This window comes from Microcoleus sp. ARI1-B5 (assembly GCF_036705795.1).
GTDB lineage: Bacteria > Cyanobacteriota > Cyanobacteriia > Cyanobacteriales > Microcoleaceae > Microcoleus.
In genome coordinates this window covers 71,400-87,491 of the sequence record NZ_JAUBVK010000016.1, presented here as the reverse complement: position 1 = coordinate 87,491, position 16,092 = coordinate 71,400, and the positions used below count along the sequence as shown (strand labels likewise).

The following is a 16,092-nucleotide window of genomic DNA, read 5'->3' as shown; positions in this document are numbered from 1 at the left end:
CTTCGACACAAATGAATACGCTCTCCTCATTGATGCGGCAGATTGAGCAGCTAGGGGCTGCGCGCTCACGGCGCCAACATATTGCTAAAGTGCAAAATGGCGACAGCTCTTCAGATCCCGATCGCCCTGGCTGGCTTCTCCTGAGCCGTTTTTCGCGCCAGAAATGGGATCTGCCCGAGACTTTTATTAGATTGAGAAGTAAAACCTCAAAATCCCGCCTCAAAAATCAAGCTCGTTCCCCGATGTTGGCCCTGGTAGCGGTAGTTTCTCTCAGCAGCACTCTGGGCCACCGCTTCTACAACCAGCCGAAACTGGATGTGGGGACGAAAGCTCCTCAGACGATTAAGGCTCCTGCTAGTGTTAGCATCCCCGATCGCAAAACTACTGAAGAAAAGCGTTCATCAGCGCGGATCGGGGCTGTAGCGATATTAATGCTCGATCGCGCGGTCGATCGACAAATCGATCGAGAATTGCAACAATTTTTGGAACAGGGAAGCGAACTGCGGCGGGCGGTAGGCCCGTTTCCGTTTGCGACGCCCTCGGCGCTCTCAAATGCGGCTCAGGTTTACTTGAGGGGGTGTCCGGAGTGGGAGTGGCGATCGATTTTGGCGCAAGCGGGGGACAACAGTGCAACTTCCGAGCGGTTGAGTTTGGATTCCTCGGCAACTGCTGCGCCGACACAGAACCAGTCTCAGCAAGATGCGGTTGCTCAACTGCAAGCTTACAGCCGATCGGTCTCTATAGCAGAGTTCAAAAGCCTGACAGATAGTATTTCCGAGGCTCGCAGGCGCTATGTCAATGCTGTGGAGGCGCTTGAAAAACCCTCGGTTTCCGGACTCCGACAGATTTATGATACTACGCTATTTGATGTGTCCGATGCAGCTTGGCAGAAAACCCAAACGGGCATGAGTCGGGCGGCAAAAAGGATGCTGGCTCAAGGTATCCCGCCGGGGCTGCCGAAAGAGGTTTTGAAAGAAGCTGTGAAGCTGCAAGTAGCAGATCAAGTGCCGTTAGAGTCCCAAGCTTTGGCGGTTGAGGGTTTAAGTGCGATTTTGCAGCCGAATTTGGTGAGAGATCCCGAAGAAACCAAACAGCTAGCTGAATTGGCGGCGCAAAACGTGAAACCGGTGACGATCGAAGTAGAGGAGGGAAATATAATTGTTGCAGAAGGAAAAGAAATCTCGCAGCAAGATTTCGTGTTGCTGGACTATTTTGGTTTGAGCCGGCGCGGGGTGAATTGGCTGGGGCTGGCGGGGTTTGTGTGCTTAGTCGCGGGGGCAATTGCGATCGTACTGCTGGTAGAAAGGCACTACCGCTTGCGCCGGAGAGATCATTTGCTGTTGCTGCTGCTGACTTTGAGCGCGCCGGTGCTGGTGAGTTTGGGGCTGCCTTGGACGACTTTGCCCGCGATCGGGATTTTAGCAGGCGGCTTCTACGGTTCGGCGGTGGGAGTGACTGTGGTGGGGCTGCTGTCGGCGCTGCTACCCATTGGCTTGGATGTAGAGTTGATTCATTTGGTGGCTAGCGCGGCGGGGGGATTGCTGGGCGCTTTTATGGCCGGGCGGCTGCGATCGCGCGAGGAGTTGGCTCTGTTGGGCGTGGCTGTCGGCTTGACTCAGGGCAGCGTCTATCTGGTGGGGACTTTGATTGCTAGCGCCGCTGCCGGTGCGATTTGGTACGCCGTGCTCGGTACGGTGGGCGCGCAAAGTTTGGCAGGTTTGGCTTGGAGTGTTGTGGCGATCGGCATCAGCCCTTATTTAGAACACGTTTTTGACTTGATTACCCCGATCCGGCTGGCGGAACTTGCCAATCCCAACCGCCCGCTGTTAAAGAGGTTGGCTGCCGAGGCTCCGGGGACTTTTCAGCACACGCTGTTTGTGGCTAGTTTGGCGGAGGCTGCGGCTCGGGAACTCGGCTGCAATGTTGAGCTGGTCAGGACTGGAACATTATACCACGATATTGGAAAAATGCACGATCCGCTCGGATTTTGCGAAAATCAAATGGGCGGGGGCAACAAACACGATGAAATTAATGACCCTTGGGCGAGCGCCGAGATTATTAAAAAGCACGTTACCGAGGGGTTGGTGATGGCGCGGAAGCATCGATTGCCGAAGGCAATTCAGGCGTTTATTCCCGAGCACCAAGGTACAATGTTAATTGCTTATTTTTACCACCAAGCGCAGCAAATTGCTGCGAAGGAAGCAGAAGATTTAAAGATTGCTTTGGCAGATGTGGATAATTCAAAGTTAGCAATCAAAAGTCGGGAAGTGAGGGAAAAGGATTTTCGCTACGACGGGCCGACTCCGCAGTCGCGGGAAACAGCGATTTTGATGTTGGCGGATTCTTGTGAGGCTGCTTTGCGATCGCTCAAGGATGCCACTCATGAGGAAGCTTTGAATATGGTTAATCGGATTTTGAGAGCTCGCTGGCAGGATAATCAGTTGCTGGATTCGGGTTTGACTCGGGAGGATATGTCTTTAATTGCGGAGATTTTTGTGCGGGTTTGGGAACAGTTCAATCACAAGCGGATTGCTTATCCTAGTGCAGTTTTTACTCCGAGGTAGAGACTTGAAAGTTAGATTTGAGGAGAGATATTTTATGGTAAAAATACCGTTATTAGGTTGGTAGTGAGGACTTGAGTCCTTGGATTTTATGCGGACTGAAGTCCTCACGCTCGATCCTATTTTAGGTTAAATTATCCCCAATCCCTAAATCTAAAATCTAAAATTAAAAATGGTTTAAGATGTAGCGCGCAGGGCACCGTGAACTTGAGGATTGCCGCTGACAATCAATACAGTTTGCTTGATTCCGTCGATCAGCCAATGTCCGCCTGTTGTTTGAATCAAAGAGTGAAAATAGTTTCCTGCTGTATCCAGCCGATTCTGTCCAGCTTCGCGAGTGGGGTCAAGTCGATAAATTTGGTATGCTGACTGGCATTTGGCTGTATTGTGGTGAATAGTTAGTTCGTGATTCGTGCTGACGTGCAGCGTTCGCAAACCTGCAAGTCCCTCTACTCGCTGTTTTATGTATGCTTCGGCGGTTACTCGTCTGGGAGTTTCACTCCTGAATTCCGAATAGTCGATATCTATTTCGTCGGCTAGGTGCGATCGCAATTTGTCCCAGTCTTTAGCATCGATCGCATTTGCGAATGCTACGATCGCATCTATGACAGCAGCGCGCTCAAGAATCCAACGGATTTCAGGTAGTTCGTACATAACAAATAAATTTTGTGAGTTGTATCGCAGAAGGAATAAATACTAATTTTCGATTTCCAATGCCCAATCCCTCCGCTTCGCTCCGCCCAATTCCCAATGCCCAATTCCCTAATTCTATCCTTTGACTCCGGCGGCCGCTTCTGTCGGCACAATGTATTTTTGCAACAGCAAAAACAGTCCTAAAACAGGAACGATCGAAATAATCGAACCCGCCGCCACCAAACGCCAATCTAAGGAAAATGTCCCGGCTAAATTCGCTACGCCTAAAGGTAACGTATAATATTCAGGCCTGTCTAAAACGAGCAGCGGCCACAAAAAGTCGCTCCAAGAACCGATAAATACAAAAATTCCTAAAGTAACTAAAGCTGGCTTAATTGCCGGAATCATCACGTGCCACCAAATGCCTAATTCTGTGCAGCCGTCGATGCGGGCGGCTTCTTCTAATTCTTTGGGAACTGCTAGGAATGCTTGCCGCAATAAAAATATGCCGAAGGCTGAGGCTAGTCCGGGAAAGATGACGCCTAAATAGCTATTTTTTAATCCGAGTTGTACTGTCAAAATGTACAGCGGAATCATGACTATTTGGAAGGGAATCATGATTGTGGAAATAATCGTAATTAAGATGGCTTCGCGGCCGCGAAAGTTGAGTCTGGCTAAGGGGTATGCGGCGAGGGCGCAAAACAAAACGTTGATGCTGACTGTCAGGCCTGCAATCAAGGTGCTGTTGAACAGGTAGCGCCCGAAGGGGTTGGTTTCCCAGACTTTGATGAAGTTTTCGAGGGTTGGCTGTTGCGGCCACAGTTGCGGGGGATATTGAAAGATGTTTTCGCTGGGGGATTTGAGGGAGGTACTGAGCAGCCACAGCAGGGGGAAGAGCATTAAAAGTGCGATCGCCCCCATGATACTGTACGTCCACAGGGTGCTCCAGCGCGATCGACTGCGGTTTGGGGAATTTGATTTTTTAGCTTTGAGATTGTTCATAGTTGGGATATGATGATAAGTCCTTGCTTCATGAGAAGCCTTGTTGTCCATAAGGGGATTATTGCCATGAAACCGTTTATTTACGAAACAATGTACATTCTCCGCCCTGATTTGGGTGAAGAAATGACTGACCAGGCGATCGCGAAATATCAAACAATTTTGCGCGATCAAGGTGCTGAAAATATCGAAACTCAGCACCGCGGCAAGCGCCGCTTGGCTTACGAAATCGGCAAGCACCGCGACGGAGTATACGTTCAAATGAACTATACTGCTCCGGGCGCTGCAATTTTTACCATGGAACGCGCGATGCGTCTGAGCGAAGAAGTGATTCGCTATTTGACGATCAAGCAAGATGTCCCAGATGCACCTGAAGCTGAAGCCGAAGAGGAAGCAGCGGCTTAGAAATCGTGTTAACAAACACGTCAAATGTAGTACGGATCTACTGTTTGACGATTCAGGCCAGATCCCCCCTAGCCCCCCTTAATAAGGGGGGGACAAGAGAGTTGTCAAAGTCTCCCTTTTTAAGGGGGGGACACGAAGTGTTCTCAAAGTCGACCCCTACTCCCCTTTTTAAGGGGGATTTAGGGGGATCAGGCCTCGGAGCAAAACGAGATTTATCAAGATTTTCAGGCAAAAATGTTAATCTGAGCTCAAAAACTCCAAATAATTATTAGTCAATTCTTTGACTGCTAACTCGTGAAATTGCTGGCCGTGTTCGGGAGTTGCTAAGGCTGGATTTGAACCCATTCTCCCGTCGGGAAATCGGCGGCGGAAGTCAGCAGCACCGTAAATTTTGTGCCCGGATGCAACTTCTTCCGAAAGCGGAGCTTGCTTTATTGCTTCTGGATAAAGGTACTGGGTTAAGGCGATTTCGCTGGGGGTGGCGTGGGAACCTTCTTGGTTTCCGTACAATTCTTTGGCGAGTTTGTAGACTGAGCCGCACATGAACCAGTTGCCGATTTGACACTGGATTCGATCGGCATTTGGTACATTTAAGTCCGACAAATGCGCGTAAGTCTCGGAAAATGCTGCTTTCATCGTGGCAATGTTGCCACCGTGACCGTTGATGAAGAAATATTTCTCAAATCCCGCTTTTGCTAAAGATGTGATATAATCCCTGATTACGAGAATCAGCGTCTGCGGTCGGAGGCTGATGCTGCCGGGAAAGCTGGTGTGGTGCATGGCCATGCCTACATTAATGGTCGGGCCGACTAAGGCATTGGCTGCTTCGCCGACACTCAGGGCGATCGCATCAGCAGCAATGGCGTCAGTCCCGATTAAGCCGGTGGGCCCGTGCTGTTCGGTGGAGCCGATCGGGATAATTATGCCTCGGGAGCTCTCTAGATAAGCTTCTACCTCGGGCCAGGTACTCAAATGCAGCAACATTATAGGCAATCTACAGAATTTTTACTTAGTATTGTCGATCGTAGCGGGCCAGAAATGCGACTGCACATCCCATAAACTTAGTCAGTTTAAGACGCACTATTCCTCAAAAGCCGGATTGATGCCTAGATTTCTCGTTAATTTTGCCCAATATTTTCCGAGTTACCGGGTTTCGGAGCGTAAATCCGATCGAGATTGTATCTTCAAACAAAGCTGTAGGACCCGGTGAAAATTTAAGAGCAACATTACTCAGCTTTAATAAATTAACCATTTATTTACTAAAACTTTACCTTTGGATAACCTTTTACCTGTACGATAAAGCCATCTCCCTATAGATTGGGTGTTACCTGGTCAATTACAAGCGGGCAATGTTTTACAAAGTAATACCGACCCCTAACAATGACCGGGCTTCTAACGCCTGGACGGAGGCAGACAGCGCAGCTATCGCAACTGCTCAACGGCTATATTTCTTGCACGAGCAAGTAGAAATAGTCGAGCGTATGTCTGTCGGATGGACTGGCGAAGGATTATAAGCGATTGAACAGTCGATCGTACACAGCGATCGCAGCGCGAGAGTGCCTCAGCTACTGAAGAAGGCACCTCCCGCTAGCCACATACAAACATAACTCCCACTGATATTTATGTCTTCTGCTGAATTAAGCGAAAGTCCTTCAAGGCTGGCTGTTGGACAAGCCGGCCGCATTTTGTTACTCGAAGGTGAAGACCTGTTGCGGGAAATGCTAGCTTTAGCTCTGAAAGAACAGGGCTATGAGGTGGTGGTTACTAGCGACGGGCGCAACGCTTTGCCTTCTGTGCAGGCTTCCTCGTCATACCACGGTGAATTTGCCTTCAACCTGTTAATTATGGATTCAATTAACGGTTTGGATCTGTGTCGAATGTTACGGCATCAAGGAAATCCCGTACCTATTTTGATTGTCGGTGCTAGAGGAAGTGCCAACAATTGCGCTTTTTATCTAGAAGCCGGATCGGATGATTATCTCACCAAGCCTTTTGGAATGCGTGAGTTTATCGCTCGCTGTCGGGCGCTGATGCGGCGCCAGCGCCTCGGTCAGTTACCGCAACCGGTGATGCTGCAATATAAGAGCATCACTTTGTATCCTGAAGAGTGCCGCGTGTTGGTTCACGGCCTGGAAGTAAAATTTTCTCCTAAACAGTTTCGCTTACTAGAACTATTTATGAGTAATCCCCGGCGAGTTTGGTCTCGCGATCAGTTGCTGGAAAAAATTTGGGGTCAAGATTTTATCGGAGATAGCAAAACAGTTGACGTTCACATCCGCTGGCTGCGCGAAAAGTTGGAAATCGATCCGGGCCAACCGGAATATATCATTACGGTACGGGGGTTTGGCTATCGATTTGGTTGATTTTTTCAATCAGTTGTACGGTTGCAAGTTGCAGTCGAATATTCTGTATGGACACAACAATTTTGTGTCCTTATTTGTATGTGTAGGGCAATTATCCTAGGGGCACGCCCGGGATAAATGGTGCGTCAGTTTAGAGATTGGCCGTAATTATCAAGAATTACCTTTGCTGGCGCACCCTACCGCTTTGCTTGAGTCGCGGGGCTTGTGTTACAAAAAGTGAGAGATTGGGGTTCTGCAAGCGATCGCGCGGTTTGCATCGAAGCGAAAGAAAACAGAGATTTCTCGCCCCAATATCCCAAAAAACTGACAATCAATTTAGTTTTGATTTAGCTGATGCTCAGTCCTTAACCATTTGTTTACCTATGACTATCAAGCGTCGAGAATTCCTACTTTTCTTAAGTGCAACGGCCGGTAGTGTTGCACTCAATTCTTGCGAACAAAAATTTGCCATGCCCTTCCCAGATGCTGTTAATTCTGCGAAGGATACTGCGAATGTTCCAGGAGGCATAAACTTTCAACCAGTCAAAGGGCCGATGCCTTTGCTAAAGGGCAGCACCTTAACAGAAAGCGGACAATTCATCCCCATTAGCAGCCTGTCCGCCCAGGAGCAAATGCAAGCTTACAGCGCTTGCGAAGTAGCAGACGATCTCCTGCTTCCCGAAGGCTTTACCTACGATATCATAGCTGCTTGGGGAGACAAAGTGGGCGATTCTCACTTCGGCTACAACAATGACTATCTCTCTTTTGTAGAAACAGGCAAAAATCAGGGATTTTTGACAGTTAATTTCGAGTACATCAGTGCCAAGCCTTGGATTCAAACTTATCAAAAAGTTATTGGCAAATCTCTGCCTTTTGCTAAGTTAGAAGCGGCAGCTACACCGGCCGGAAAAGCGGGAATTAATGCGTTTGCTGCTGCGGACAAAGACCCGACGAAAAAAATGGTTGTGGAAGTATCGAAAGCAGCTTTGATTGATGTGGGAATTGGGGTAATTTCTGTTAAAATAAATGATGAGGGAAAATGGGTAAGAACGCATTCTCCAGCCGAGCGCCGAATTACGGGCATTTCCGGTCTAGAAGACGGGCGCTACCTGAAATCCACCGGGCCGGCGGTAGCCGTGTTCAACAAAAAAGGTAAAGGCTACTCGGACAAATTGGGCCCGAAAATTATCGGCACTTTTAATAACTGTGCGGGCGGAACTACGCCTTGGGGAACGGTTTTTAGTGCTGAAGAAAACATCCAAAATTTCGTGCCGGAACCTGTATTTGCAGACGGTACATCTTTCGATCCAAGCCAGAAAAATTTCTACATCGATGCTGAAGAAATTGGCGGTTTGGGTAATCCGTTCGGCTTGGCGGGGAATAAATACGGCTGGATGGTAGAAGTAGATCCGGCGAACCCGATCGACTACGGCACCAAACACACTTGGCTGGGACGCTACCGCCACGAAGCCGTCGGCATTCGCGTAGTAGCCGGAAAACCTTTAGCATTTTACTCGGGGTGCGATCGGCGCAGCGGACATATTTACAAGTTCGTTAGCAAAAACGCAGTTAAAGACCCCAAAGATCGAGCTAATTCTAAGCTGTTGACAGACGGAATGCTTTATGCTGCTAAGTTTAATGCTGACGGCACCGGTAGGTGGATTGCATTAAAAGCTGACACGCCTGTCAATCCAGATTTGCCTAGCGTTCATGCAGGCGGAATAATTAATTTGCCGCTGCGGCCTGAAGGCGGTTTTTTCAAAGTCGAAAAAGATGCAGAAGCCGTTGCTTTCAAACAGAAGTTTAAGACTTTAGACAACCTCTACGAAGGCACGGCTAAGGAAAAACAAGGTGCAATTTTAATAGACGCTCATTATGCCGCAAGTGCGGCAGGAGCTACTTGCACTGCTCGTCCCGAAGACACTGAAATTGCTCCTGACGGTTCTCTCTACATTACCTTTACTTCCGGTTCTGCAAGCGACAGCGACGGCGGGCCGGATTTGCGAATTTTTCAAGGAAAGGACGGCAAACCTTACGAATACGGCTGGATTATGCGCTTGATTGAAGATGGTAACGAGCCGTCTGCAATGAGTTTCCAGTGGAAAATGTTTGCGACGGGCGGCGAACCGGCTTCGGGCGGGTTGGGTTTTGCTAATCCAGATAATTTGGTAATTGACAAGGGCGGCAATGTTTGGATGGTTAATGATATGTCTTCTGACAAACTCAATGGGGCTGTTTCTGCAGGCCGAGTTGATAAGGATGGAAAACCGATTAGCCAATCTAATTTGCGCGGTTTGTACGGTAACAATGGGATTTGGTTTTTGCCGGCTTCTGGCCCGAGTGCTGGGGAGGCTTTCTTGTTTGGAATTGGGCCGATGGAGTGCGAAACTACTGGGCCGTTTTTTACTGAGGATGAAAAGACTTTGTTTTTGTCGGTTCAGCATCCGGGAGAAGTCAACGGGATGCGGAAGGATATGGCAGCGGACAACCGCAAGTTTGCCATGAAAACTATTGATGGTAAGGAATTTGTGCAGACTAGAAAAGTGCCTGTAGGCTCTAATTGGCCGGGTAAAAAAGTTAACAGTCCGCCTCAACCTGCGGTGGTGGCAATTCGGCGGTTGAATTCTCAGCGGCTGACTTAGTTAGGACTTACGCAATCGATCAATTTTCACGGTGTCCGTGGGGGTAAGGTGCTTATGGCGCACCCTACAGACTGTACTGCATTTAATTTGTATATTTCTCCGTATCAAAACTAGCAAGAATCCTCGAACCCTCTGGCTCTCTCCCGCTCTGGCTCTGGAACATAACAGACAATAGGGCGATCGCCCAGCAGCGAGAGCGACATCCGCCATTCACAAATGGGCCAATGGGTTCAGACAATTTAAGATATATGGCCGATCTGTCTCATGTCAAACACCAGATAAATTTTTGCCTAGCGAATTATCGCTTGCTTAGCGAGGCTTGTGGCGGTGGAGGCGCTCTGTCTGAGTTAAAAACTGCAACAAATGCCCCAATTATCGGGAGAGTAAGTCTACTTTGCTGTACAATCAAAAGCAGGCGTTTTTATTTTATTAATTCGAGCATAAAAAAAATGTTGTAGAGTTCTGCGGTGCGCTAGCAGTTCACAGGTAGCATCTACTTTCATCAGCAGACTTTGACAACAGTGAATAACAGGGATAAAACTTACGAGCGTAAATCGGTTTCTACGAAAAACAAGCACCAACGTTGTGAACCACACCAAATCTACTGGCAGATTAGCAGCAAAAACTGCTCGCTCCCGAACCCTGCGAACAGTTTTGATAGTTCCCTTCGTCTTGCAAATTTTCGCGGCGGTGGGACTGGTAGGATATCTCTCATTTAAAAACGGGCAAAAGGCAGTCAACGAAATTGCCGATCGACTGATGGCAGAAGTAGGCAGCCGCGTCGAACAAAATCTGGCTACTTACCTGACTGTACCCCATCAGGTCAACCAGATCAATGCTGCGGCGATCGATATCGGTACCCTGAACCTGCAAGATGTACCTGTTTTACAGCGTCATTTTTGGCGGCAGCTTCAGATATTTGACACGCTCACTTTTACGGGTTTAGGGTTAGAAAAAAGAGACAACTTGGGCGCCGAAAGGCTCGACAACGGCTCGCTGACTTTGAGAGTATCGACAGCAGCAAGTAACTATGATTTTCGCACCTATGCTACCACTAAATCCGGCGAAATCGGCCAATTATTAAACAACAAAACTAATTTCGACCCGCGCACTCGCCCGTGGTACAAAGCTGCGGTAGCTGCTGGCAAACCCACCTGGAGCGAGATTTATCCCAATACGGCCGGCATTACTGCTTATCTCGGCGCATCTCTGCCTTTCTACGACAAACAAGGCAAATTGCAAGGCGTGCTGCTAACTAATATTAATTTGTCCACCATTGGCAAGTTTTTGCAAAGCTTGAAAATCGGGGAAACCGGACAGGTTTTTATTGTCGAGCGATCGGGAATGTTAGTCGCAACTTCCACAGGAGAAACACCGTTTCACGCCGTCCAAAAAGACTACGGAGCCGAACGAGTTAAAGCAATTGACAGTAAAAATACTTTCACCAAAACCACGGCTCAATATTTAGCAACCAATTTTAACGAATTCCAATCTCTGAAAACTTCGCAGTCACTAGAATTTGATGTTGAGGGTAAAAAACAATTTTTACGAGTTCTGCCTTGGCAAGATGACAAAGGATTGGATTGGTTGATTGTAGTGGTTGTTCCAGAAGCGGATTTCATGGCACAAATTAATGCCAACACTACGGCAACTATTTTGTTGTGCGCTGCTGCTTCGATTGTGGCGATAATTGTCGGAGTTGTTACGGCGAGATGGGTGACAAAACCGATTTTATCTTTGAACGAGGCTGCCAAAAATATTGCTAAAGGTGAATGGGGAAAAAGTGTAAAGCTCAACCGCGACGATGAAGTCGGGGAACTTGCAAACTCATTTAATAGCATGGCGGCGCAACTGCAAGTATCCTTCACAGAAATGCAAGCTTTGAATGCTGAATTGTCTGAGAGCGAAAGCCGGCTCAATCAAATTTTAGAGGCGGTTCCGGTGGGGATATTTGTAGCTGATTCTAGCGGCAAACCTTATTATGTTAATTCTCGCGCTCAGAATTTATTAGGTAAAGGTATAGTCGCTAATACTTCGGAGGAACTTCGAGAGATTTATCAAGCTTATCTGGCAGGTACAAACGAACTTTATCCGGCAGAAAAAGAGCCAATTGCTAATGCTTTTAAAGGAATCAGCGTTAACGTTGACGATATGGAAATTCGCCAGCCTGACAGGATTATTCCGATCGAGGTTTGGGGAACGCCCATCTATGATGACAAAGGAAAGGTGAGTTATGCGATCGCAGCTTTTGCCGATATCACCCAACGCAAACAAGCCGAAAAATTGGTAGCGGAATACAACCGCACTCTCGAAGTCCAAGTCGCCGAAAGAACCCAAGAACTCAAAACAGCATTAGACAACCTGCAAACCACTCAGGAAGAGTTGATTCAATCGGAAAAAATGGCAGCTTTAGGTCAATTAGTCGCCGGAGTTGCTCACGAATTGAATACTCCACTGGGTGCAATTCGATCGAGTGCTGGAAATATGACTAAATTTTTGGGTCAAACTCTCACCAACTTACCCTCACTGTTTCAGTCGCTTTCCCCCGCCGAATCTGAAAATTTCTGCGAATTACTGTATCGCTCGCTACAAAAAGATATGACTTTAACAGCGAAAGAAGAAAGGAAGTTAAAGCGGGCTTTGATTAGTCAACTCGAAGATGAAGACATTGACGAAGCGGATGATATGGCCGACACCTTGGTGGATATGGGGATTTACGAGGCCGACAACTTTCTATCTCTGCTGCAAAACGTCGATCGCGATCGTATCTTAGAAATGGCTTACAAACTCTCAGAAATCCAGCGAGGAACCCAAACAATTAATACCGCAGCAGATCGCGCTTCTAAAGTCGTCTTTGCCCTGAAAACTTATGCCCGTTACGACTCATCAGAAGCAATGGTTCAATCTAATATAACTGAAGGCATAGAAACCGTACTCACCCTGTATCAAAATAACCTCAAACACGGCGTAGAAGTGATCCGCAACTTCCAAAAAATACCCCCCGTGCTGTGCTATGTAGACCAACTGAATCAGGTATGGACAAATCTGATTCACAACGCCCTGCAAGCGATGGAAAATAAAGGCACATTAACTCTAGATATCCTTCAAGAAGGCAACTCTATCAAAGTCAGAGTTAGGGATAGTGGCAAAGGAATTCCTCCAGAAGTCATGCCCAAAATATTCGCTCCCTTCTTCACAACTAAACCCCCCGGAGAAGGCAGCGGCTTGGGTCTCGATATAGTCAGAAAAATAGTTGACAAACATCGCGGTAAAATAGAAGTTGAATCTGTCCCCGGCAAAACTACCTTTACGGTTATTCTGCCTGTCAATCTCCCGTAAACAATTAGTTGAGCCAGCAAAAATGTCTAAACCAATCATCCTGTGTGTTGACGACGAAAAAGTAGTTTTACACAGCCTCAAAACCCAACTTAAATCAGCATTTGGGAATGCTTACTTGTATGAGCTAGCGGAAAATCCAGCCGAGGCTTTAGAGTTGATTGATGAATTAAATGACGAGGACGTTTCAATTATCTTGATTGTATCGGATTGGTTAATGCCAGGAATGAAAGGAGATGAATTTCTGGTTATAGTTCATCAAAAATTCCCGAACATAGTAAAAATTATGCTGACAGGTCAAGCCGATGAAGAGGCGGTGAACAGGGCCTTTGACGAAGCCAACCTCCATCGGTGTTTGCAGAAACCTTGGTCGGAATCAGAGCTGATCGAAACCATTAAAACGGCCTTATCGCTATGACAAAACAAGTCATTATTTGCGTTGACGATGAAAAAACTATTCTGAAAAGTCTTAAAACAGAATTAAAAGAGGCTTTAGGCAATTCTTATCAGATTGAAATTGCCGAAGGAGGTCAAGATGCCCTAGAGTTAATTGCTGAATTGCTCGAAGATGGGTATGAAATCCCTTTAATTATCTCGGATTACGTAATGCCTGACATGAAAGGAGATGAATTGTTGCGGCTAGTTCACGAAATTTCTCCCAAAACTCTCAAGGTGATGCTGACGGGTCAGGCGACTATTGAGGCGGTAGGAAATGCCATCAAACAGGCGAAACTATACCGCTACATCGGCAAACCTTGGCAAACTCAAGACTTGCAACTGACTGTAACAGAAGCCGTCCACAGCTACAGTCAGGATAAAAAACTAGCAGAACAAAACGCCGAACTTCGGAAAATCAATCAAGAGTTAGAATTTGCCCTGTCACAGCAATTAAAATTAACAGAAGCTGCTAAACGCTTTGTGCCGAATGAATTTGTCTCGCTGCTAAGCCACGATAGCTTGAGCGACGTTCGACTCGGCGACAGCGTGGAAAAGGAAATGTCAATATTGTTTTCAGATATTCGGGATTTTACGGCTCTTTCTGAGAGGCTGACTCCTCAAGAAAATTTCAATTTTATTAATTCCTATTTGAGTCGAATGGAGCCAAGCATTATTAAAAATCACGGCTTTATTGATAAATATATTGGCGATGCAATTATGGCTTTGTTCGGTCACAGTGCAGGCGATGCCGTGAACGCTGGAATTTCTATGCTGCACAGTCTCGACGAATACAATCAACATCGCATGAGTTGCAGCTACGCACCTATTAAAATTGGGATTGGCATCAATACGGGTTCATTGATGTTAGGAACAGTGGGGTCAACTAACAGGATGGACAGTACGGTGATTGGCGACGCGGTGAATTTAGCCTCGCGGGTGGAAAGCTTGACGAAAAGTTACGGGGTGTCGATGTTGATTACTCAAAATACTTTTTTACAGTTGAGCGATGCGGCAAGTTACGCAATCCGAAATATCGGTCGTGTTCGAGTAAAAGGTAAATCGGATTTGGTGACGATTTACGAAGTGTTTGATGCCGATACACCACAATTGAAAGAGGGCAAGTTAGCAACTTTACCCGTATTTGTCGAAGCACTGTATAATTACGCTGCTGCTAAACATCAAGAAGCGGCCGAACTGTTTGCTGATTGCGTGCGAAAGAATCCGCTGGATAAGGTGGCCCAAAATTATCTGCAACGCTGTCAGGAAATGCACGTAATATTTCCCCAAAGTCGATCGGACTTTATTTAATACATTCCGGGATGCAAAAGCTATGAATCAACAGGGAATATGAACTAAATTTATGCGTTTTAGTCCACAATATTAACTCAAAGACCAGGTTTTTTTAGTCTCTGGGTGAGAAACGCGCTTGCTCGGAAAAATTATGGGTTTAGTAACGATAAATACACTCATAAACCGGGTTGATGAGCGTCGGGTGTCCGGTGTCCTAAAGAAGAGAACAGTCTGATACATTTTAGATTTTAGATTTTAGATTTTAGATAAGAAATGACTTATTGCATAAGGGTTTGGAGCATGGGCCTACAGTTGCATTATTTTTTTTAACTCGTTTCAGTTGGGAGCATCTCCTTTTTGCAAAAAACATTTTTTTTACAGTGCGAGCTCTTAAGCTCGCACTGTAAATGCAAAACTGAGATGCTCCCTTTCAGTTGAGTCGAAGCCGAGGGTGTCTTGGCAAATGAGTTCAACTAAGGACTTGTATTCCTGACTGCGAACCTGAAGAATGACTTGGATTCTTTACTACTAACCATAACTCAAAACTTGCCTGTCCACTCCCAACAATGAAGTTTCGAGCAATCTCCTGCAACTGCAACAGCCCCCACCATATCTGAACCTGGAATTAATTCAATTAAAGACCATCTCGATGCTTCTTCGGGGTTTTCTTCAACATTTAACAGCGCTGCTGGTTCTCCAGGTGCGAGGCTGACATCAAACTGATTCAGGGGAAGAGAAAGTCCTTTCCCGACTGCTTTAATGTAGGCTTCTTTGCGCGTCCAGCAGGTGAAAAAAGCTTTGGCTTGGAGATGTTTGGGGAGGGAACGCAACACAGTGTTTTCTAAGGGGGAAAAAAAGTTTTCAGCAATCTCCTGACAAGGAAAGTTGGGATTGATGCGTTCAATATCGACGCCAATCTCTCGATTTTTGGTAATTGCAATTAGCCCAAGTTCGTGAGAGTGAGATAAATTGAAACGCAGGGTATCTCCAGCTTGGGCGACGATGAGTGAGGGTTTGCCGTAGGGGTTGTAGTCAAAGCGTAGAAGGCTGGGATTTAGGTGCAGATAGCGACTCAGAATTGCTCTCAGCGCGCCGCGACTCACGATAAATTGCGATCGACCTTTTGGAAAGTGAAAACGCTCTGCTTTTGTCTGTTCGTCGGTAGAGAGAGTCTGTTGTAAACTCTGCAAGCAAGACGCCGTTTGAGCCAGAGAGACCCGCCAAACATGAATTTCGTTGATGTCTAATGTGAGGTTTTGCGGTGGGGAATTCCACGAAGGAACAACAGCAATCATGTATTTACCCTGTTTTTTGGGCTTGTGGGTCAAAACATCGTCTCTGGCGACGACCCCATCGATCGAAGTATGGGGGCGAAAAGGCGGTGGGAGTTGTTTCCTGGGCAGGCGTGTTCTTCGACGTGAAAGCGCCAATTACAAGGGATTTTAC

At 46.9% G+C, this 16,092-nt stretch carries 11 protein-coding genes; 7 read left to right on the top strand and 4 right to left on the bottom strand.

The window, feature by feature from the left end:
* Positions 1-11: 11 nt before the first annotated feature.
* On the top strand, positions 12-2,564 hold the full coding sequence (locus tag QUB63_RS21830; protein WP_332947407.1) for an HD family phosphohydrolase: 2,553 nt from the start codon (positions 12-14) through the stop codon (positions 2,562-2,564).
* 174 nt (positions 2,565-2,738) lie between these two features.
* On the opposite strand, the gene QUB63_RS21825 is transcribed toward QUB63_RS21830, so the two are convergent.
* A complete protein-coding gene (locus QUB63_RS21825) occupies positions 2,739-3,215 on the bottom strand; it encodes a nuclear transport factor 2 family protein (protein ID WP_332947405.1) in 477 nt (158 codons plus the stop codon).
* A 114-nt stretch (positions 3,216-3,329) separates the two neighbouring features.
* Positions 3,330-4,196, bottom strand: coding sequence for a carbohydrate ABC transporter permease (locus QUB63_RS21820; protein ID WP_332947403.1), 867 nt, complete (start codon positions 4,194-4,196; stop codon positions 3,330-3,332).
* 66 nt (positions 4,197-4,262) lie between these two features.
* Between QUB63_RS21820 and rpsF the strand changes: the two genes are divergently transcribed.
* Positions 4,263-4,598 (top strand): 30S ribosomal protein S6, encoded by a 336-nt coding sequence (gene rpsF / locus QUB63_RS21815; protein WP_293261825.1) that lies wholly within the window; start codon positions 4,263-4,265, stop codon positions 4,596-4,598.
* Positions 4,599-4,835: 237 nt separating this feature from the next.
* Here the strand turns inward: rpsF and QUB63_RS21810 are convergent, their stop codons facing one another.
* Positions 4,836-5,582, bottom strand: coding sequence for a creatininase family protein (locus tag QUB63_RS21810; protein ID WP_332947400.1), 747 nt, complete (start codon positions 5,580-5,582; stop codon positions 4,836-4,838).
* A 638-nt stretch (positions 5,583-6,220) separates the two neighbouring features.
* On the opposite strand from QUB63_RS21810, the gene QUB63_RS21805 reads away from it, so the two are divergent.
* The 5 genes from QUB63_RS21805 to QUB63_RS21785 all read left to right on the top strand — a co-directional run bounded on the left by QUB63_RS21805 (position 6,221) and on the right by QUB63_RS21785 (position 14,664).
* Positions 6,221-6,961: a response regulator transcription factor gene (locus tag QUB63_RS21805; RefSeq protein WP_332947399.1), complete on the top strand. Its 741-nt coding sequence runs from the start codon at positions 6,221-6,223 to the stop codon at positions 6,959-6,961.
* A gap of 362 nt (positions 6,962-7,323) precedes the next feature.
* The gene (locus QUB63_RS21800; protein WP_332947398.1) at positions 7,324-9,582 is read left to right on the top strand and encodes a PhoX family protein; all 2,259 of its coding nucleotides are present in this window, start codon (positions 7,324-7,326) and stop codon (positions 9,580-9,582) included.
* A 585-nt stretch (positions 9,583-10,167) separates the two neighbouring features.
* A complete protein-coding gene (locus QUB63_RS21795; protein ID WP_332947397.1) occupies positions 10,168-12,921 on the top strand; it encodes an ATP-binding protein in 2,754 nt (917 codons plus the stop codon).
* Positions 12,922-12,943: 22 nt separating this feature from the next.
* Complete coding sequence (locus QUB63_RS21790) at positions 12,944-13,336, top strand: response regulator (protein ID WP_332947396.1); 393 nt, start codon at positions 12,944-12,946, stop codon at positions 13,334-13,336.
* On the top strand, positions 13,333-14,664 hold the full coding sequence (locus QUB63_RS21785) for an adenylate/guanylate cyclase domain-containing protein (RefSeq protein WP_332947395.1): 1,332 nt from the start codon (positions 13,333-13,335) through the stop codon (positions 14,662-14,664). Before QUB63_RS21790 ends, QUB63_RS21785 begins: the two co-directional genes overlap by 4 nt.
* Positions 14,665-15,185: 521 nt before the next feature.
* Here the strand turns inward: QUB63_RS21785 and QUB63_RS21780 are convergent.
* Positions 15,186-15,974, bottom strand: coding sequence for a 4'-phosphopantetheinyl transferase family protein (locus QUB63_RS21780; RefSeq protein ID WP_332947394.1), 789 nt, complete (start codon positions 15,972-15,974; stop codon positions 15,186-15,188).
* Positions 15,975-16,092: the final 118 nt, after the last annotated feature.

What these genes read in the sequence shown, in the direction of transcription:
- rpsF (WP_293261825.1), top strand. Translation starts at nt 4,263, where the DNA reads ATGAAACCGTTTATTTACGAAACAATGTACATTCTCCGCCCTGATTTG.
- QUB63_RS21820 (WP_332947403.1), bottom strand. Translation starts at nt 4,196, where the DNA reads ATGAACAATCTCAAAGCTAAAAAATCAAATTCCCCAAACCGCAGTCGA.
- QUB63_RS21800 (WP_332947398.1), top strand. Translation starts at nt 7,324, where the DNA reads ATGACTATCAAGCGTCGAGAATTCCTACTTTTCTTAAGTGCAACGGCC.
- QUB63_RS21785 (WP_332947395.1), top strand. Translation starts at nt 13,333, where the DNA reads ATGACAAAACAAGTCATTATTTGCGTTGACGATGAAAAAACTATTCTG.
- QUB63_RS21825 (WP_332947405.1), bottom strand. Translation starts at nt 3,215, where the DNA reads ATGTACGAACTACCTGAAATCCGTTGGATTCTTGAGCGCGCTGCTGTC.
- QUB63_RS21790 (WP_332947396.1), top strand. Translation starts at nt 12,944, where the DNA reads ATGTCTAAACCAATCATCCTGTGTGTTGACGACGAAAAAGTAGTTTTA.
- QUB63_RS21805 (WP_332947399.1), top strand. Translation starts at nt 6,221, where the DNA reads ATGTCTTCTGCTGAATTAAGCGAAAGTCCTTCAAGGCTGGCTGTTGGA.
- QUB63_RS21830 (WP_332947407.1), top strand. Translation starts at nt 12, where the DNA reads ATGAATACGCTCTCCTCATTGATGCGGCAGATTGAGCAGCTAGGGGCT.
- QUB63_RS21810 (WP_332947400.1), bottom strand. Translation starts at nt 5,582, where the DNA reads ATGTTGCTGCATTTGAGTACCTGGCCCGAGGTAGAAGCTTATCTAGAG.